The organism is Brachybacterium sp. GPGPB12, assembly GCF_038396325.1.
Classification (GTDB): domain Bacteria; phylum Actinomycetota; class Actinomycetes; order Actinomycetales; family Dermabacteraceae; genus Brachybacterium; species Brachybacterium conglomeratum.
Map to the genome: position 1 here is coordinate 57,572 of NZ_CP149573.1, position 19,442 is coordinate 77,013.

The following is a 19,442-nucleotide window of genomic DNA, read 5'->3' on the forward strand; positions in this document are numbered from 1 at the left end:
GGACGGTAGGCTGGCCTCTCCGCGCACCCCGTGCGCCGGACCCCGCGCGCCCCGCGCCGGGGAGCCACCGACCCCCGACACCGCGAAGGACATCCCGTGCCGCGCACCCACACCGCCGGTGAGCTCCGCCAGGAGCACATCGGACAGACCGTCACCCTCACCGGCTGGATCGGCCGTCGCCGTGACCACGGCGGCGTGACGTTCCTCGATCTGCGCGACGCCGCGGGCGTCACCCAGGTCGTCGTGCGCGAGGACGAGGCGATGCACCTGCGCAGCGAGTACGTGCTGAAGGTGACCGGCTCCGTCGACCGCCGCCCCGAGGGCAACGAGAACCCGCAGCCGCCCACCGGCGAGATCGAGGTCACCGCGACCGAGGTCGAGGTGCTCAGCACCTCCGCGCCGCCGCCGTTCCAGCTCGACGAGCACAGCGAGGTGGGCGAGGAGACCCGCCTGCGCTACCGCTACCTCGACCTGCGCCGGCAGGGTCCGGCCGCCGCGATGCGCCTGCGCTCCGAGGTCAACCGCGCCGCGCGCGACACCCTCCTGGACCAGGGCTTCGTCGAGGTCGAGACCCCGACCCTGACCCGCTCCACCCCCGAGGGCGCCCGCGACTTCCTGGTCCCCGCGCGCCTCGCCCCGGGCTCCTGGTACGCGTCGCCGCAGTCCCCGCGGCTGTTCAAGCAGCCGCTCATGGTGGGCGGCATCGAGAAGTACTTCCAGCTCGCCCGTCGCTACCGCGACGAGGACTTCCGCGCCGACCGCCAGCCCGAGTTCACCCAGCTCGACGTCGAGATGAGCTTCGTGGACCAGGAGGACGTGATCGCGCTGGCCGAGCAGATCCTCTCCGCCGTCTGGGCGAAGGCCGGCCACGAGATCTCCGGCCCCTTCCCGCGCCTCACCTACGCCGAGTCGATGCGCCGCTACGGCTCGGACAAGCCCGACCTGCGCTTCGACCTCGAGCTGGTCGAGATGACCGAGTACTTCTCGGACACGCCCTTCCGCGTGTTCCAGGCCCCCTACGTCGGCGCGGTCGTCATGGCCGGCGGCGCCTCCCAGCCCCGGCGCCAGCTCGACGCCTGGCAGGAGTGGGCCAAGCGGCGCGGCGCGAAGGGTCTCGCCTACGTGCTGGTCCAGGAGGACGGGACCCTCACCGGCCCCGTCTCCAAGAACATCTCCGAGCAGGAGAAGGCAGGTCTGCTCGAGAAGACCGGCGCGGCCCCCGGCGACTGCGTCTTCTTCGCCGCCGGCGAGCCGAAGAGCTCCCGTGCCCTGCTCGGCGCGGCCCGGAACGAGATCGCCGAGAAGCTCGGGCTCATCGACGAGGACGCCTTCGCCTTCGTGTGGGTCGTCGACGCGCCGATGTTCGAGCCCGCCGCGGACGCCCGCGCGGCCGGTGACGTCGCCGTGGGCGGCGGCGCCTGGACTGCGGTCCACCACGCCTTCACCTCGCCGAAGCCCGAGTTCCTCGGCACCTTCGACACGGACCCCGGCTCCGCGCTCGCCTACGCCTACGACATCGTCTGCAACGGCAACGAGATCGGCGGCGGCTCGATCCGCATCCACTCCCAGGACGTGCAGCGCAGCGCGTCTTCGAGGTGATGGGGATCGGCGCCGAGGAGGCGCAGGAGAAGTTCGGCTTCCTGCTGGACGCCTTCCAGTTCGGTGCCCCGCCGCACGGCGGCATCGCCTTCGGCTGGGACCGGATCGTGGCGCCGCTGGCCGGGGAGGAGTCGATCCGCGAGGTCATCGCCTTCCCCAAGACCGGCAACGGCTACGACCCCCTGACCGCGGCCCCCGCCCCGATCACGCCGCAGCGGCGCAAGGAGGCGGGCGTCGACGCGAAGCCGTCCGCGAAGGACGCGCCGAAGGATTCCTCGAAGGACGCGCCGCAGGGCGAGACGGGCCCCGCCTCCCCGAAGGCCTGAGCCCTCTGCACACGAGAACGGCCGACGCGAGCGATCGCGTCGGCCGTTCTCGTGGTCCCGGGGAGTCGCTCAGCGAGGCGCCTCGCCGTGCTTGATCTGCGGCTTCGGCAGGCGGAAGCGGCGGATCTGGATCGCTCGCATGATCCCGTAGCCGACCAGGCCCTGGCCCACCGAGCCGAAGCGCTCGGTGAGCTTCGCGCGCAGGGAGCGGCGCAGGACGAGGCTGTCGATCACGCACAGCGCGATGCCGCCCCACAGCACGACGATCATGCCCGTGCTCATCGCGGTGGTGATCTCCGGACGGATCAGCGGCGACGACCAGCGCCACCAGCATGAACACCAGCGCGATCGGGAAGAAGTACTCGGCGACGTTGCGGCGCGAGTCCACGACGTCGCGCACGTAGCGGCGCTCGGGGCCGCGGTGCGCGCCGGCATCTTCCGCTCGTCGCCGGTCACCAGCGCCTGCCGCGCCTCCATGCGCTCCTGGGAGGCGCGCTCGCGATCGCGCTTGCGCGCCTCCTTGCGGTCGTCGACGACCAGCGGACGGCGGCGCGCCGCCTCGGCCTCCTTGCGGGTGCGCGTGGGGCGACCCTTGGTGCCGGGGCGGGAGGGGGCCGGGGACTGCTCGGCGGGATGCGGGGGCTCGGACTTGCGGAAGATCACCGGGGCATTCTAGGCGACGGGGACGGGAGCCGCCTGGGACCCCTGCGAGGGCCTGCCCCGTACTCGGGTCCGTCGCCCGGCGTACTCGGGTCCGTCGCCCGGCCGCGGCGGTACCGTGAGGGCCATGAGCCTGAACGAAGACCCCGTCTCGCCCACCGCCGACGCCGCGTCCCCGGAGGAGGTGCAGGCGCCGCGCGAGCGCCTGGATCCCCTGCTCCCCGCCGCGATCGAGGACCTGAAGGATCTGGTGCGGATCCCGTCGATCGCCTTCGAGGGGTACGACCAGGAGCCCGTGCGCCGCGGCGCCGAGGCCGTCGCCGAGCCGCTGCGCGGCGCCGGCATGGAGCAGGTGGAGATCGAGTCCGTCGCGGGCGGGAGCCCCGCGGTCATCGGACGCGCCCGGCCGCCCCGGGTCGCCCGACGGTGTCGCTCTACGCGCACCACGACGTGCGCCCCACCGGCGAGGTCTCCGACTGGAGCAGCGACCCCTTCGAGCCCGTCGAGCGCGACGGCCGCCTCTACGGGCGCGGCGCGGCCGACGACAAGGCCGGCATCATGGCCCACGTCACCGCGCCGCGCCTGGTCGGGGAGGAGCTCGCGGCCGACGGCATCGGCGTGAGCGTCTTCGTCGAGGGGGAGGAGGAGGCGGGCTCCCCGACGTTCCGTCCCTTCATCGAGGCGCACCGCGACGCGCTCGCGGCGGACCTCATCATCGTCGCGGACTCCGCGAACTGGGCGGTGGGCACCCCCGCCCTGACCACGAGCCTGCGCGGACTGGTCGACCTCGTGGTCGAGGTGCGGGCCCTGGACCACGCCGTCCACTCCGGCCTCTTCGGCGGCCCCGTGCTCGACGCCCTCACCCAGCTCAGCCGCCTGCTCGCCACTCTGCACGACGAGAACGGCACGGTCGCCGTCGAAGGCCGCGCCGCGCTGAGGACCCGAGCGTCGAGATGGAGGAGGCCGACTACCGCCGCGACGCCGGCGTCGTCGAGGGGGCCGAGCTCTCCGGCGAGGGGCCGCTGACCGCGCGACTGTGGACCCGTCCGGCGCTGTCGGTGATCGGCATCGACGCCCCCTCCGTGCGCGACGCGTCGAACACTCTCGTGCCCGTGGCCCGCGCGAAGGTGTCGCTGCGGATCCCGCCGGGCGAGGACCCCGAGCGCGCCATGGAGGCGCTGACCGCCCACCTCGAGTCCCACGCCCCGTCCACGGCGAAGGTCACGATCCACCGCGGAGAGCTGGGCCGCCCCTTCAGCGCCGCGCAGAGCTCGGCCGCGATGGACCTCGCCCGCCGCTCCTTCGCACGAGCCTGGGACACCGAGGCGGTGGACACCGGGCTCGGCGGCTCCATCCCGTTCATCGCCGACCTGCTCGAGGTCTTCCCGCAGGCCGAGGTGCTGGTCACGGGGGTCGAGGACCCCGAGTCCCGTGCGCACGGCATCGACGAGTCCCTCCACCTCGGGGAGTTCGCGAAGGTCTGCCTGGCCGAGGCGCTGCGCTGCGCGGCGCCGGCGCGCTCGCGGAGAGCACCTCGCAGATCCGCGACGGGGACGGGGCATGAGCGGCCAGGGACCGGGCCGCCAGAGCGCCGGGGCCGGCCGGGGAGCGGGCAGCGCCCGCGCCGGTCTCCCCGCTGATGATCCCGCCGCTGGTGCTGGGCCTCGCGATCGGCTTCTTCTCCGGCTACTTCCTGCTGGGGTGGGGCGCGCTCGTGGTCCTCGGCGTGATCGTGGCGGCCGTCTCGCTCGTGCTCAGGGGCCGCAGCCGGGACGGCGCCACGGGCGCGATCGCCGGCGTGCTCCTCGGGTACGCGGGCGTGATCCTGGTGGCGCTCTTCCGCGGCGCGCTGTGACAGCGACCGGGAGGGGGAGCGGCTCCGCGCCCGCCGGCCGCGGCGGCAGGGGGCGTTCCCGTCGGCCGGTGCACGGACGTGAGGCGGCTCGCCGCCGGCGGTCCTCCCCGTTCCCGGCGGCCGAGGCGTATCCTGGGGGGAATCGAGCTTCGAGGAGGACCGCATGACCACGACCACCACCGAGCGTCCCGCCGCGGCGCACGGCGTCACCCTCACGTCCGGCGCCGCGCAGAAGGTCACGAGCCTGCTGGAGCAGGAGGGCCGTGACGACCTCCGCCTGCGGATCGCGGTGCGCCCGGCGGTCGCTCCGGGCTGATCTACCAGCTCTACTTCGACGAGCGCCTGATGGACGACGACCAGGTCGTCGACTTCGAGGGCGTCGAGGTGATCGTCGACAAGATGAGCGACCCCTACCTCAGCGGTGCCGTCATCGACTTCTCCGACACCATCGAGAAGCAGGGCTTCACGATCGACAATCCCAACGCGGGCGACTCCTGCGCCTGCGGCGACTCCTTCTCCTGAGTCCCGCCCCGCCGCGCCGAAGGGCCCGGGCCACGTCCTGACGACGTGGCCCGGGCCCTTCCGCATGCGCTCCGCGCCCGGTGACCCCGCCCTCCCGGGGCGCCGCGGGTGTGATCGTCGCGACGTGCAGATCACGGACCGGTCACGGCGCCGCGAAAGGGGAGGTCCACGGTGGGTCGAAGTGCCCGCACCACCCGTCGGACGCCGTATGATGACGAGGTGCCGTCAAGTGACGGGCCTTCCCGGGTCCGCCACGGCTCGCTCCTCAGGGGCGGGCGCGGCACTGTGGGTGTGTTCAGCCCACGTCAGTACCAGCTCCGCGCCGCGGAGCCGCCCCGGATCCTCCGTCCGGGTCGGCGACGAGGGCAGGAGACGACGAGCGGAAGGTCATTCCCTGTGATCCCCCAGGTCCCCAAGCGCGCGCGGCGCGGCCGCCGCGCGCGGCGACCGGCCTCGCCCTGGCCACACTGGTCCTCGCCGGTTGCACCCAGGCGCAGCGAGCGCGGGTTCCTCCCCGGCCCCGACGACGGCCAGGAGGTCACCAACCAGACCGAGAGGATCACGAACCTCTGGGTCGGCTCCTGGTCCGTGCTGATCCTCGTCGGCCTCATCATCTGGGGCCTGACCATCTGGTGCGCGGTGGCCTACCGCCGCCGGAAGAACGACAAGGGCTTCCCGATCCAGCCGCGCTACCACGTGCCGCTCGAGCTGATGTTCACCCTCGTGCCCGTGGTGATGGTGCTGACGCTCTTCTACTTCACCCAGCGAGATACGCGCGAGGTGGAGATGCACGTCGCCGAGCCTGATGTGACCGTCAACGTCGTCGCCAAGCAGTGGAGCTGGGACTTCAACTACGTCGACGACAACGTCCACGAGCCCGCTGGGGTGCAGTCCTTCGCCACCGGCGAACCGGGCGCCGAGGAGTCGCTGCCCGTGCTGTGGGTGCCCGTCGACCAGACCGTCGAGTTCCGCCTCGACTCGCGCGACGTCATCCACTCGTTCTGGGTCGTGGACTTCCTGTACAAGAAGGACATGATCCCGGGGCGCACCACGAGCTTCCAGGTCACGCCGACACGCATCGGCGAGTACTCCGGCAAGTGCGCCGAGCTGTGCGGCGAGTACCATTCGGACATGCTCTTCACGCTGAAGGTCGTGTCCCAGGAGGACTACGACGCGCACATGGAGGAGTCGCGCCAGCAGGGCAATGAGGGCCAGCTCGGCGTGGACCTCAACCGCAACGAGGAGGAGTGGAGCATGCGCGAGAAGGTTGACGACGCCGGTCCTCGCTACACCGAGGAGACCGCGACCCGCGGCAACGAGGGAGACGACCAGTGAGCACCGACGTCACCGCCTCGCCGAGCACCACGGCGCCCGCGCGGTTCCAGGAGGAGCGCCCCACCAACCTGGGGAGCCAGTTCTTCAAGCTCCTGACCACCACCGATCACAAGCTGATCGGCATGATGTACATGGGCATGGCGTTCGCGTTCTTCGCGTTCGGCGGCCTGCTCGCGCTCGGCATCCGCGCCGAGCTGTGGGAGCCCGGGCCGCAGGTCGTGGTCTCCAAGGACCAGTACAACCAGCTGTTCACCATGCACGGCACGATCATGTCGCTGATGTTCGGCACGCCGCTGTTCAACGGCTTCGCGAACTACCTCGTGCCGCTCCAGATCGGCGCCGTGGACATGGCCTTCCCGCGGCTGAACATGTTCGCCTTCTGGATCACGCTGTTCGGCTCGCTCATCGTGGTGGCCGGCTTCCTCACCCCGCAGGGCGCCGCGTCCTTCGGGTGGTTCGCCTACGCGCCGCTGTCGGACACGACGTTCTCGCCCGGCCTGGGCGGTGACCTGTGGGTCTTCGGCTTGGCGTTGCAGGGCTTCGGCACGATCCTGGGCGCGGTCAACTTCATCACCACGATCATCTGCATGCGCATGCCCGGCATGACCATGTTCCGCATGCCGATCTTCACCTGGAACGCCCTGATCACCGGTGTGCTGGTGCTCATGGCCTTCCCTACGCTCGCCTCGGCCCTGCTGGCGCTCGGCGCCGACCGCCGCTTCGACGCGAACATCTTCGATCCCGCCAACGGCGGTCCGATCCTGTGGCGAAGACCTGTTCTGGTTCTTCGGCCACCCCGAGGTGTACATCCTCGCACTGCCCTTCTTCGGCATCGCCTCGGAGATCATCCCGGTGTTCTCGCGCAAGCCGATCTTCGGCTACAAGACCCTGGTGGGCGCGACGATCTCGATCGCGGCGCTGTCGGTCACCGTGTGGGCGCACCACATGTACACCACCGGCGCCGTGATGCTGGACTTCTTCGCCTTCATGACGATGCTGATCGCGGTCCCGACGGGCGTGAAGTTCTTCAACTGGATCGGGACCATGTGGCGGGGCTCGCTCACGTTCGAGACGCCGATGCTGTTTACCCTCGGCTTCCTCACCACCTTCATCTTCGGCGGTCTGACCGGCGTCATCCTGTCCTCGCCGGTGCTGGACTTCCCCCTCTCCGACACCTACTTCGTGGTCGCGCACTTCCACTACGTGATGGCCGGCACCGTGGTGTTCGAGATGTTCGCGGGCTTCTACTTCTGGTGGCCCAAGATGTTCGGCTACAAGCTCAGCGAGGGCATCGGCAAGCTCCACTTCTGGTCGCTGACCATCGGCTTCCACATGACCTTCCTGATCCAGCACTGGCTGGGCGTGGCCGGCGCACCGCGTCGGTACGTGAACTACCTCGCCGAGGACGGCTTCGACTGGATGAACCAGATCTCGACCGTCGGCGCGTTCATCATGGGCGTCTCCACCCTGCCCTTCCTCCTCAACGTGGTCCTGACCCACCTGAAGGGGAAGAAGGTCGAGGTCGACGATCCGTGGGGCTACGGCGCCTCGCTCGAGTGGGCGACGTCCTGCCCGCCGCCGCGCCACAACTTCCACTCGCTGCCCCGCGTGCGCTCCGAGCGCCCTGCCTTCGACCTCCACCACCCCGAGGTCGCGCCGCAGGACCACATGCTCGCGGAGGAGCCCGCCAAGAACCCGAGGACGAACTGACATGAGAGCAACCGCAAAGATCTTCTGGATCCTGGGCGCCTTCTTCCTGGCCGTCACGATTGCCTACGGACTGCTTACCGGTACCTTCGATCCGCTAGGCGTTGAGACGGTTGGCTTCCCTGTGATGGTTGCTCTTACGGGCTTGGCGTTCATGATCGGGATGGCTATGAGCCTCGCGGTGCGCAAGAACGACCTGGGCCCTTCAGAGGACATGTATGGCGAGGTCGAGGCGGACGCCGGTGTGCAGGGCGACTTCAGCCCTTACAGCTGGGCGCCGCTGTGGGTCGCGGTCGGAGCGGGTCTCTGCTTCCTTGGCGTCGCCGCCGGCTGGTGGATCTTCGCCTTCGGCGTCATCTTCGCGATCTACGGCATCCTTCTCTGGGTGCTCGAGTTCTCGCGGGGCCAGCATGCCCACTGACTGCTTTTCGGGGTACTTTCACTGATAGGTGACATCTGTTTTGGCTTCCCTGTTGGATCGCTTGGAGGGGTTTGCACTACGCCCGCTCCCTGCCCGGTAGAGCTCCACGCACATCTCGTGCGGGTGGCCCGTTCCGGTAAGGACGGAGTCAAGATCGCGACGAAGGGGACTGGTGCACGTGGGTGGCACATCATCTGTGGCGCTGAGCAGCATCGCAGGGAAGGATGTACATCATGCCTGCGCCCTATCTCCAGGAGTTCCGTGACAAGGTCCTGCGCGTCGGGAAGAATCGTGAACCTGGCTAGAAGCTTTCTCAGATCCCTCACGACTTCGGGATCCCCGAGTTTTGCCTGACGAACTGGGTGCGCCAGGCCGATGTCGAGGATAGAAACCGTTCGGGGAGGACTCGGGAAGAGTCGAGCGAACTGCGCGACCTTCGTCGTTGGAACCGGTAGCTCGAGCGAGAGAACGAGATCCTCCGCCACGTCGCGGCCTACCTCTCCCAGGCGAACCTGCCGGGAATAGGTTCTGCCTGCTCGTGAGCGAGCTTCGCTGGCGACGGGATTCCTGTCGCGGTGCCCCTTCGGGCCCTGAAGGGCTCTCGCCGACCCTACTACCGCTGGCGGAATCAGCAGGTCACCGAGGCTGAGCTGGTCGAGGCCTACCGCGCCAACGCCCTGTTCAACGAGCACCCCGACGATCGGACCTTCGGCTATCGACCTCTGGCGGACGAGGCCGCGGTCGCCGGGGAGGTGATGTGTCGGCGGACCGTGTGGCGGATTTGCCGGGACAACCAGTGGTTCTTGGCCTTCGGGAAGAAGCGGGGCTAGAGCGGCAGTCGCCCTGACCGCCCCACGATGGCCTCGTCCAACGCGATATCGCCGCCGATGATGTCAGGGAACTATGGATGACTGACATCACGGAACACTCGACCAACGAGGGCAAACTCTACCTCTGCGCAGTCAAGGACGTGTTCTCCGGCCGGATCGTTGGCTACTCGATCAGCGACCGGATGAAGGTCCGCCTCGTGATGAACACCCAACGTCACATCCCACCGTGGAGATGTTGCTGTGTGTACCGTACATTCGGACCGCGGGAGCCAGTTCCGGCTACTGGAGTTCGGGCATGCTCCGAACCGTCATCACCTCATCGGATCGATGGGGAAAAGTTGGTGTTGCCGGGGGCAACGCCGCAATGGAATCCTTTTTCGCACTCCTCTGGAAGGACGCCCTGCACCGCAAGCGGAGGCGGACCCGGGAAGAGTCGCGGATCGCGATCATCACTTGGAGCGAGCGGACCTACCACCGCCGTCGCCGACAGGCCCGCCTGGGCCGATTTCCCCGTTACCTTCCTCGTAGCCCCGATCGGAGGCAGGATCGGGGTGGCTGGCCTGTCGGGCCCGGCATGGTTCTTGCCTCCAGTCGTTGAGGGACTGCCGCACCAATAGGTGACAGTTGAGGTTTCAGGCCGCGAGGCTCACGGCCGGGTTCATAATGGTCTCGTATTCGGTGGGGGTCAATTGGCCCAGGCGGGCCTGTCGGCGACGGCGATGGTAGGTGCGTTCGACCCAAGTGATGATCGCGATCCGCGGCTCCTCCCGGGTCCGCCAACGCTTGCGGTTCAGGACGTTCTTCTGGAGCAGAGCGAAGAACGATTCCATCGCGGCGTTGTCGCCTGCAAGACCGACCTGACCCATCGACCCGATGAGGTGGTGACGGTTCAGGGCATGCACGAATTTCCGTGACCTGAACTGAGATCCGCGGTCCGAATGGACGATGCAACCGGCCGTCTCCCGGCGTCGAGATATCGCATTGTCCAGGGCATTCACCGCGAGACGGGCCTTCATCCGATCACTCATCGAGTAGCCGACGATCCGACCCGAGAACACGTCCTTGATCGCGCAGAGGTAGAGCTTGCCCTCATCAGTCCAGTGCTCGGTGATGTCGGTCAGCCACAGCTCGTTGACGTCGTCGGCGGTGAAGTCCCGCTGGACCAGGTCGTCGTGGACCGGTGGTCCTGGGCGCTTCCCGTTCTTGGCGCGCTTCTTGCCGAAGGCCGACCACCACTGGTTGTCGCGGCAAAACCGCCACGCGGTCCGCTCGCACATCACCTCGCCCGCTTCTGCGGCTTCCCCGACGAGGAACCGGTAGCCGAACTCGGGGTCGTCGCGGTGTGCGTCGAGCAAGCCGCGTTGGCTCGGTAGGCCTCGGCGAGCTCGGCCTCGGTGACCTGGTGTTTGCGCCAGCGGTAGTAGGGCTGGCGGGAGAGCTTCAGGACCCGCAGGGACACCGCGACGGGGATCCCGTCGCCGGCGAGCTCGCTCACGAGCGGGTAGAACCTTTTCCCGGCAGGTTCGCCTGCGAGAGGTAGGCGGCGCGCGACGGCGCAGGACCTCGTTCTCCTGCTCGAGCGACCGGTTTCGGCGGCGGAGCTCGCGCAACTCCGTGGAGTCCTCGCGTGTCTTGCCAGGACGGTTTCCGTCGTCGATGTCGGCTTGGCGGATCCACTTGTGGAGTGTCATCTCGTGGACGCCGAAGTCCTTCGCGATCTGCGCGATCGTGACGCCGTCCTCACGGGACCGGGCCACTCGCACGACATCGTCGCGGAACTCCTGGGGGTAGGGAGCGGGCATAGTGCACATCCTTCCAGGCCGCCCTACGGGCAAGCCAGATCAGATGTCACCTATCGGTGCGGCAGTCCGCATCCCCGTTCACTCCGGTCGCGAGCAGGACGACGGCGTTGATCACGCGCCTACCCTCACGGACCTTCATCGTCAGCGCGTCGGCGGAGACGAACGTGAACGGCCCGGCCTCGTTCCGGGGGACGGTGGCGGAACTGCTCGACGTGCTCGGCCAACGACTCCGCCATCCTGCTGACCTGCGACTACGAGAGACTGTTGATGCCCAGGGTCTTCACGAGCTTATTCATGCGACGCGTGGAGACACCGGCGAGATAGCAGTCCGCGACGACCGTGATTGGCGCGGTCTCGGCGCGCTTGCGCCGCTCGAGCGACCACTCGGGGAAGTAGGTGCCAGTGCGAAGCTTAGGAACGGCGACATCGCTCGTGCCGACGCGAGTGTCGAGATCGCGGTGGCGAAAGCCATTGTGTCGCGCAGAACGACCGGCGCTGGGCCGGTCGTACTCCGCGCCGGCAACAGCGTCTGCGTCCGAGACGATCACGACGGGCCACCGCGCTACACCACTATGCGGGACCCAACTACCCGCCTAGCCACTACGCCATCGCACGTCGGTGGCTGACGCGCCGCCAGCAGTCCACCGGAGCAAGAGCCCCCGTCTCCGCTTCAGCCAAGGTGAATCGGCCCAGGGTTTGATGCCGCCGCTGTTTGAGTCCGGAAGGATGGACAGCATGCCGAAGAAGATCGATCCCAGCGCGCGCGAGGTGCGTGCGGCTCGTGCGAGAGCACCAGCAGGAGTACCCCACCCTCACGGCGGCCACCGCCGCGGTGGCGCGCCAGGAGGCGTCTCGCGGGGGTCCGTGCGGCGCTGGCTGGCGCAGGCCGAGGTCGACGACGGGTCCCGTCCCGGCGTCACGAGCGAGGAGTCTGCCGAGGTCAAACGCCTCAAGAGCGAGGTCAAAAGGTTGCGGGAGGACAACGAGATCCTGCGCCGGGCGTCGATTCTCTTCGCGGGGGAGCTCGACCCCCGCAACCGCTGATCTGCGCGTTCATCGATGAGATGAGAGCCGACGGGTATGCAGTCGAGTCGATCCTCCGCGTCCTGCGCCAGCAGGGCTTGAGAGTTGCTGCACGCACCTACCGGGCGTGGAAACGTCCGGCCCGCATCGCAGAGCGCACGGTCACAGACGCCCTGGTGGAGGACAAGATCCGCGACCTCGCCTGGACAGTCAACCTCGTCACCGGGCGGCTGCAGATGACGCCGGAGGGCCTGTATGGGCGGAGGAAATGGGTCGCTCTGCTTCGCCGTCGCCCCGGCCTCGCTGGGACGTCTCGCGGGGCGGTGGACCGGGCGATGCACACTCTCCGCCTGGAGGGTGTGCGGCGGTCGAAGAAGCGCGCACCACGATCTCCGATCCGGACGGGAAGCGGGCTGGTGACCTGCTGAATCGGGACTTCACCGCTGCGGCTCCGAACCGGGTGTGGGTCACCGACTTCACCTACGTCCGCACCTGGGCGGGGTTCGTCTACGTCGCGTTCGTCGTGGACGTGTTCGCCCAACGAATCGTCGGCTGGCACGCCTCGACGAGCAGGAAGGTCGACCTCGTCATGACGCCGCTGCGCATCGCGCTCTGGCAACGCGAGAGGGAAGGAAACCCAGTCTCACCAGGGAACTTGATCCATCACAGCGACGCTGGGTCGCAATACACCGCCATTCGACTGACCGAGCACCTCGCCCTCGAGAGCATCGCCCCGTCGATCGGGACCGTCGGCGACGCGTATGACAACGCCCTGATGGAGACGATCAACGGGCTCTACAAGACCGAGTGCATCCGCACCACCGTCTTCCACTCAGACCCGTTCCGGACCCTCGCGGACGTCGAGTACGCGACCGCCGGCTGGGTCGACTGGTACAACAACCGGCGCCTCCACGGCTCCCTCGGGATGCTCACCCCGGTAGAGTCCGAGACGCTCCACTACGAGGCCCTCACCCGAGAGCCCGAACCCGCAAAGTAGCGGCAGAGAACCTGGGCCGATTCACGGAGCATGCCCAAGAAGTTCAGCCCAGAGTCGCGTGACCGCGCTGTGCGCATGGTCTACGACCGCCAAGCTCGAGAGGGTGGTCCCCGCGCAGCATCGATCCGCGCCGTCGCACCACAGCTCGGCGTCGGCACCGAAACCCTGCGGATCTGGTGCAACCATTACAGCCCCCACGGAACCGACCGGCTCCGGAGAGCCGCTCGAGGAGGAGAACCACCGCCTCCGGCGGAAACTCGCCGAGGCGAGACGCGCTAACGAGATCCTGAAAGCCGCCTCAGCGTTCTTCGCGGCGGAACTCGACCGCCCCACAACGAAATGACCGCGTTCATCGACATACATCGTGAGAAGTTCGGGGTCGAGGCCATCTGTCACATCCTTGGTGCGACAGAATGTGGGTTCATCACGTCCCGCGGTCGCCGCGTAACGAAAACGCGTCCCACCTCAGCCCGCGATCTCAGAGACGCCACCTTGCTCACCGAGTTCACGAAGATCCATCAGGAGAAATACGGTGTCTACGGGGTGAGGAAGATGTGGCATGCCAAGCGCCGGGCCGGCTGGGACGTGGGCCAAGACCAGGTCGCCCGACTGATGCGCCTCGCCCGACTGCACGGTGTTCCGCGAGGCAGTAAGCCAGTCACGACCTGCCCATCGGGGGAGCCGGGCCATCACCCGGACCTCGTGGAGCGGAAGTTCGCGGCCGAGAGCCCGCACCAGTTGTGGGTCGCGGACATCACCTATGTTCACCTTCCGACGGGATTCTGTTACACCGCGTTCATCACCGACGTGTGCACGCGCAGAATCGTGGGCTGGGCGGTAGCATCCAGCCTGCATACGGAATCACTTCCGCTCCTCGCGTTGGAGCAAGCGCTGATCTCCACCGGTGCTCATCGGGCACGGGATGGACTCATTCATCACTCGGACCGTGGCGTTCAATATTTTTCTCTCGCCTACTCCGACGCTCTCACGACTGCTGGCGTGAAGGCGTCAGTCGGAACCGCGAGAGGTAGCTACGATAATGCGCTGGCTGACGCGGTGGATGGTCTCTACAAGACCGAGCTCATCTACTCAAGGCGCGTCTGGGGCTCAGTCTCGGACGTGGAGATCGCGACGATGGCCTGGGCCCACTGGTGGAGCACACGCCGGATCCACGAAGTTCTCGGCTACCGCACCCCGGCCGAGGTCGAAGCGACCTACACTCACCCCGCGGCGACCGCGCCCGCGACCGTCTAACCACGGAACGAAACCCAGGGCGCTTCAGCTACGGATGTCTCACCGCGGCCTGCTCGTGATCACTGATGTGAGCGGTCTCGACTTGGAAGGTCGAGTGGTGCACGGCGATGTCGAAGTGGCTGGCGACGCATTCCTTGATGTCGTGGAGCACGTCGGCGGCATGGCCGTCGGTGAAGCATTCGTCCTCCACGACGATGTGCGCGGTGATCGTGGGTAGCCCCGTGGCGACCGTGGAGGCGTGCACGTCGTGGACGTCGGTGACGTGCTCCAGCTCCAGGATGTGCTGGCGGACCTGGTCAAGGTCGAGCCCTTTCGGGGTGAACTCCATGAGCACAGCCGTGGTCTCGCGCATGAGAGTGAAGGCACGCGGGACGATGAGGGCGGCGATGAACAATCCTGCGATGGCGTCGGCCTGCTGAAAGCCTGTGGTGGCGATCACGATCGCCGCGACGATCACACCGAGAGACCCCAAAGCGTCGTTGAGGACTTCGAGGAACGCCGCGCGCATGTTGAAGTTCGCGCCCCTACTGGAGGACAGGACGGCGATGGCGACGATGTTCGCGAGCAGGCCGACGATGCCGAAGATCAGCGGCTCGGTGGCGGGCACCTCCGGCGGCTCGAACAAGCGGCGGATGCCTTCGATCGCGGCGTAGGTGCCGACCACGAGCAGCAGGGTCGCCTGCCCCAGTGCGGCGATGACCTCGATCCGGCGGAAGCCCCACGTGCGCCGTGAGGTGGTGGGCTTGAGCATCAACGTGGCGGCGATGAGCGCGACGAGCAGGCCCGAGGCGTCAGTGATCGCATGCGCGGTGTCCGTCAGCAGTGCGAGGCTCCCGGTGAGGATCGAACCCGCGACCTGGGCCACGACGATAGTCGCGGTGATGCCGAAGGCGATCCACAGTCGCGCACGGAAGTCGCCGGGGTGTCCTCCCACCTCCTCGACTGCGGGCCCGTGACTGTGTCCAGTACTCATCTGGCACCCACTCCCGGAGTGAAGGCGAGAATGATTGTCATGCTGCTCGATGTCATCGTCATACAGCGATGTTACATAGACAACCCAACCATGCGCAACGTGCTCGACTTGGTGAACAGTCGTGACTATTATTGCCGAATGGCGATGACATCCCTGGAGGACCAGGTGCGGATGCACGGCATCGACCCCGGAGCCGTCACGGCGGATGCGATGATGCCGGCGGCGAGCCTTTTCCATAGCTTCAGCGACCCGAACCGGCTGATCATCCTCCATCATTTGCAGCTCGGTGAGCACCGCGTGGTTGACCTCACCCAGCACTTGGGTCTGTCGCAGAGCACGGTCTCGAAGCATCTGATATGTCTACGCGACACCGGTATGGTCACCGTCCGCCCCGAGGGGCGCGCCTCGGTCTATTCCCTCGCGCACTCGGAGGCGCTGATCGATCTGCTCTCCGCGGCCGAGAGGCTTCTCGGACTCACCGGCGACGGCGTGATTCTGTGCACGCTACACGGCTCGGATATCGTTTCGCCGCGCTCGTAGTCGGTACGCACGCGATCTGCCAAGCCGACGAGACCCCTGCTGTCGGCATGGCCTTTCGGCATCCCCGGGCCGAAGTGGGAGAACCACGGCATGAAGTGGAGGCGGCGACCATGTGGCGCTCTTCGAAAGGCGATCGGAGGCGCCCGGCGCCGAGGCGACGTCGTGGGACTGCGCATAGTCGGGCGCGGACCCGCTCTCGTCGCGGCGGCCGTCACGTTCGGCGCTCTCCGCGCCCGCAGCGATGCTCGTGCCAGTGAGAGTAGACCCGTTGGGACGGGACTGATGTCAGCTGGGGTTAGGTCGCCAGGCTGACGGTCGGGTTCATGATGGTCTCGTACTCGATGGGGGGTGTCCCTATGTTCCGAGTCAAGCCGCGAGGGCGGCTGGCTCGGGTGTCGGGGCGTTGGTGGGTGGCTGGTAGTAGGTGCCGTCGCGGAGCATGGCGAAGATGACGTTGCAGCGGCGGCGTGCCAGGCAGATCACGGCGGCGTTGTGGCGCTTGCCCTGGGCTCGTTTCCGATCGTAGTAAGCCTTGGAGATCGGGTCGTGGTTCGAGGCGACCCAGGCGGAGTAGAACCGTGCGTTCTTCAGTCGTTTGTTGCCTGATCGAGCGGGAAACTCCCCGCGGATCGAGGTTCCGGATCTTCGCGTGACCGGCGCGATGCCGGCATAGGCCGCGAGGTGGCCCGGGGTCTCGAACGCGGAACCGTCGCCAATGTTCAAGAGGATCTGAGCGGCGGTCTTGATGCCGATCCCCGGCATACTCATCAAGACCGAGGCGAGAGGGAAGTCCTCCAACATGCCCTCGACCTCCCTGGCCACGGTCGCTCGCTGTTCCTTGAGTTCCTTGACCTGACCAGCGACTCTGGGGATCACGAGCTCCACTGCTGCGGTCGCAGGAACGATGACGGTCTGCTCTCCGAGCGCCGTGAAGATCTGATCGACCAGTGCTTCGGGACTCCGGCGGGAATGGGACCGGGCGAACCGGAGAACCTTGCCACGGCCAGCAGTCTTGAGCCCGGTGGGGCCGCCGAACTTCTCCAGCAGATCCAGCACCAGTGTCGTGGAAAAGCCGCCACCGACGAAGACGCGCTCGAGTGCGGGATGGATCTGCGTGAGCAGCGACCGGATCCGATTCAGCGCCCTCGTGGTCTCGTGCGCGAGGTCTTCATCGAAGCCGGCCAGGACTTTCAGGGCGGAGAGGATCTCGTTGTCTCGATCGACCTGCCGCAACGTGTGAGGCATAGTCCGAGCGGTGTCGGCGATGATGAACGCGTCGCGTGCATCGGTCTTTGACCTGCCGGGATACAGATCCGCGGCTTTCTTCATCGCCAACCCGGCGAGGTAGGCGACGGTGCGACCAGTGTCTCGGGCGACGGCGATCGGTAGCGTCCCGATGGTGTTGGGCTGATCGACCACCATCAACACTTCGCCGTGGTTCTGCGGCTGAGTGAACAGCTCGCGGAGCTTGGTCTCGTCCTGCGGGAGGGGCTTATCGAACAGCTTGTTCCCCTCCGGGTCGAGCGCGCACGCGTGGTGAGCGGTCTTCCCGACGTCCAGGCCGACGACGACCGCGAATCGTGTGTTCATGATGCTGTCCTTCCTTGGAGCATCATCGCTGGTCGCAGTCCTGACACCCGATGCCGGCACCCACGTTACAAAGAGACCTCAGCAGTGCTGGGCCGTGTCCCTATCAGCGGTCAACGCGTGTCTCTCGACCGGGCGGCAACACCCCCGGACCATTGATGGCAGGGCAACATAGCCATACCCGGCCGAGCGACCAGACCCCGTCCATCGGGGTGCTCACAAGGTAACGGGCTTGCAGCGGTGCCGCAGGCACTACGCCGCGAACCTCGTGGCCGTGGCGCCGAAGAGCATGTGGTCGGCGGTGAAAGCGATCTTCGCACGGCGTCTATGACCAGCCCGACGCCGCAATGGTGAACGCCCAGTTCGACCGACTGCTGGACTATGTCAGCGAGAAGCTTTCGGCCGTGGCAGAGCGCCTCGACGCGGCCCGCGCGGACCTCCTCGCGTTCACAGTGTTCCCCAAGGACGTGTGGGGCCAGATCTGGTCGAACAACCCCACCGAACGGCTGAACAAGGAGATCCGCCGCCGCACGGACTCTGTCGGCATCTTCCCCACCCGCGAGGCGATCGTCCGTCTTGTCGGCGCGGTCCTGGCCGAACAGGTGATGACGCTCGCTGAAATTCCCCAGTTGTGCTCACCGAAATTCCCCAGTCTGGGTCGCTCCGTCGCATGAGGCGGGCCTCCCTGGATGCTGGTGGTCTCTGACCACTCACCAGCCTTCCAGGGAGGCCCAACGCTCATGCTCTCAGAGAGGAGCGAGCGTGGACATCCACGCTCTGCACCGGCAGGGAATCACGATCAGCGAGATCGCCCGACGCACCGGCCACGACCGCAAGACCATCCGTTCCTACCTCCGCGGCGACCGCGAACCGGGCGTCCGCAAACCCGCCGTCCCGGACGCATTCGGGCCCTTCACCGACTACGTCACCGCCAGGCTGATCGAGGATCCTCACCTCTGGGCCGTGACGCCGCTGGACGAGCCGCGGCCGCTGGGGTTCGAGGGCTCTTACCAGTCCCTGACCCGGCAGATCCGTGACCGGTCGTTGCGGCCGGCTTGCCAGGCCTGCGCCCACGTCACGAAGCGTCCCAACGCGGTGATCGACCATCCGCCCGGGGAGGAGACTCAGTTCGACTGGCTCGAGTCGCCCGACGCACCCGAGCAGTGGGCCTACCCCACGAAGCGAGCGTTCCTGCTGGTCGGCTCGCTCGCCCACTCCGGCGTCTGGCGGGCCGCGATCGCGCCCTCGATGGACCTGCCCCACCTGCTGGCCGCGATGACGACCGTGCTTTCCCTCCTCGGAGGGCTGACCAGGGTGTGGCGGTTCGATCGGATGCGGACCGTGCTGGACCCCGCCACCGGGGACCTGACCGCGATGTTCTCCGCGTTCGCGAAGCACCACGGAGTCCAGGCCGTCGCCTGCCGACCCCGCTCAGGCAACCGCAAGGGCGTGGTCGAGAAGAACAACCACACCGCCGCCCAACGCTGGTGGCGAACCCTGCCCGACGAGATCACGGCCGAGCAGGCCCAGACCTCCCTCGAACAGTTCGCGGCCCGGCAGGACGGCAGGCGCCGCGAGAGCCCGACCGGGACCACGACCGCCGCCCAGATGCGTGCTCAAGAGCGTCTCCGGCCACTACCGCCGATGGCGTTCCCGGTGGTGGTGACCGAACACCGGACTGTCTCGCGGCAAGCGCTGATCCACTGGCGCGGCAACCGATACTCCGTCCCACCCGAACTCGCGATGGCCACGGTCAATGTTCACCAGCACCTCGGCAAGGACCACATCGAGATCACCACCACCTCCGGCGCTGCGGTTGCTCGTCACCGCCTGGCCGAGCCCGGTCTGGGCATCACCCAGCGCACCGATCAGCACGTCACCGCGCTGGAGACCATCGCGCTGGCCTCGGCCCCGCCGGGACGGCCCCACCGCCGTAAGGAACGCATCCCACCCGGTGCCGCGGCGCTGGCCGCGCCCAGGTCTTGACCGGGCCGCCGGCCCCGAACGCCAC

At 67.7% G+C, this 19,442-nt stretch carries 10 protein-coding genes, 8 pseudogenes and 1 other annotated feature; of the genes and pseudogenes, 13 read left to right on the plus strand and 5 right to left on the minus strand.

What is annotated here, in order from left to right; translation table 11 throughout:
• The first annotated feature begins 96 nt into the window (after nt 1-96).
• A pseudogene (gene aspS, locus WKH84_RS00320) lies at nt 97-1,925 on the plus strand (aspartate--tRNA ligase).
• A gap of 69 nt (nt 1,926-1,994) precedes the next feature.
• On the opposite strand, the gene WKH84_RS00325 reads toward aspS, so the two are convergent.
• Complete coding sequence (locus tag WKH84_RS00325) at nt 1,995-2,588, minus strand: DUF3043 domain-containing protein (RefSeq protein WP_341855273.1); 594 nt, start codon at nt 2,586-2,588, stop codon at nt 1,995-1,997.
• A 124-nt stretch (nt 2,589-2,712) separates the two neighbouring features.
• Here WKH84_RS00325 and WKH84_RS00330 point away from each other — a divergent pair.
• The 7 genes and pseudogenes from WKH84_RS00330 to WKH84_RS00360 all read left to right on the plus strand — a co-directional run.
• A pseudogene (locus WKH84_RS00330) lies at nt 2,713-4,084 on the plus strand (dipeptidase); the annotation flags it as partial.
• 140 nt (nt 4,085-4,224) lie between these two features.
• Complete coding sequence (locus WKH84_RS00335) at nt 4,225-4,440, plus strand: hypothetical protein (protein WP_341855274.1); 216 nt, start codon at nt 4,225-4,227, stop codon at nt 4,438-4,440.
• A gap of 163 nt (nt 4,441-4,603) precedes the next feature.
• Nucleotides 4,604-4,962 (plus strand): annotated as a pseudogene (locus WKH84_RS00340) (iron-sulfur cluster assembly accessory protein).
• Between the two features lie 396 nt (nt 4,963-5,358).
• Nucleotides 5,359-6,297: a cytochrome c oxidase subunit II gene (coxB, locus tag WKH84_RS00345; protein ID WP_341855275.1), complete on the plus strand. Its 939-nt coding sequence runs from the start codon at nt 5,359-5,361 to the stop codon at nt 6,295-6,297.
• 68 nt (nt 6,298-6,365) lie between these two features.
• Nucleotides 6,366-8,007: pseudogene (gene ctaD / locus WKH84_RS00350) on the plus strand (cytochrome c oxidase subunit I).
• A 1-nt stretch (nt 8,008) separates the two neighbouring features.
• Nucleotides 8,009-8,425, plus strand: a complete 417-nt coding sequence (locus tag WKH84_RS00355; RefSeq protein ID WP_341855276.1) for a cytochrome c oxidase subunit 4 — start codon at nt 8,009-8,011, stop codon at nt 8,423-8,425.
• Nucleotides 8,426-9,000: 575 nt separating this feature from the next.
• Nucleotides 9,001-9,255 (plus strand): hypothetical protein, encoded by a 255-nt coding sequence (locus WKH84_RS00360; RefSeq protein ID WP_010552349.1) that lies wholly within the window; start codon nt 9,001-9,003, stop codon nt 9,253-9,255.
• 632 nt (nt 9,256-9,887) lie between these two features.
• On the opposite strand, the gene WKH84_RS00365 is transcribed toward WKH84_RS00360, so the two are convergent.
• A complete protein-coding gene (locus tag WKH84_RS00365) occupies nt 9,888-11,066 on the minus strand; it encodes an IS3 family transposase (RefSeq protein WP_341855277.1) in 1,179 nt (392 codons plus the stop codon).
• Nucleotides 11,067-11,127: 61 nt separating this feature from the next.
• Nucleotides 11,128-11,593: pseudogene (locus WKH84_RS00370) on the minus strand (transposase); the annotation flags it as partial.
• A 199-nt stretch (nt 11,594-11,792) separates the two neighbouring features.
• Here WKH84_RS00370 and WKH84_RS00375 point away from each other — a divergent pair.
• Nucleotides 11,793-13,077, plus strand: a pseudogene (locus tag WKH84_RS00375) (IS3 family transposase).
• Between the two features lie 30 nt (nt 13,078-13,107).
• Nucleotides 13,108-14,331: pseudogene (locus WKH84_RS00380) on the plus strand (IS3 family transposase).
• Nucleotides 13,378-13,511: a sequence feature (AL1L pseudoknot), on the plus strand. Its footprint overlaps the pseudogene before it by 134 nt.
• A gap of 28 nt (nt 14,332-14,359) precedes the next feature.
• On the opposite strand, the gene WKH84_RS00385 reads toward WKH84_RS00380, so the two are convergent.
• Entirely contained in the window at nt 14,360-15,304 is a 945-nt protein-coding gene (locus tag WKH84_RS00385) for a cation diffusion facilitator family transporter (RefSeq protein ID WP_341856720.1), read from the minus strand.
• Nucleotides 15,305-15,475: 171 nt separating this feature from the next.
• On the opposite strand from WKH84_RS00385, the gene WKH84_RS00390 reads away from it, so the two are divergent.
• Nucleotides 15,476-15,844 carry a metalloregulator ArsR/SmtB family transcription factor gene (locus WKH84_RS00390; protein ID WP_029361046.1) on the plus strand — a complete coding sequence of 123 codons (369 nt, stop codon included), beginning with the start codon at nt 15,476-15,478 and terminating at the stop codon, nt 15,842-15,844.
• Nucleotides 15,845-16,210: 366 nt separating this feature from the next.
• On the opposite strand, the gene WKH84_RS00395 is transcribed toward WKH84_RS00390, so the two are convergent.
• Nucleotides 16,211-17,434 (minus strand): IS110 family transposase, encoded by a 1,224-nt coding sequence (locus WKH84_RS00395; RefSeq protein WP_341855278.1) that lies wholly within the window; start codon nt 17,432-17,434, stop codon nt 16,211-16,213.
• Nucleotides 17,435-17,666: 232 nt separating this feature from the next.
• On the opposite strand from WKH84_RS00395, the pseudogene WKH84_RS00400 reads away from it, so the two are divergent.
• Both WKH84_RS00400 and WKH84_RS00405 read left to right on the plus strand, forming a co-directional pair.
• Nucleotides 17,667-18,033 (plus strand): annotated as a pseudogene (locus tag WKH84_RS00400) (transposase); the annotation flags it as partial.
• A gap of 160 nt (nt 18,034-18,193) precedes the next feature.
• Entirely contained in the window at nt 18,194-19,417 is a 1,224-nt protein-coding gene (locus tag WKH84_RS00405; protein WP_341855279.1) for an IS21 family transposase, read from the plus strand.
• The last annotated feature ends 25 nt before the right edge of the window (nt 19,418-19,442 follow it).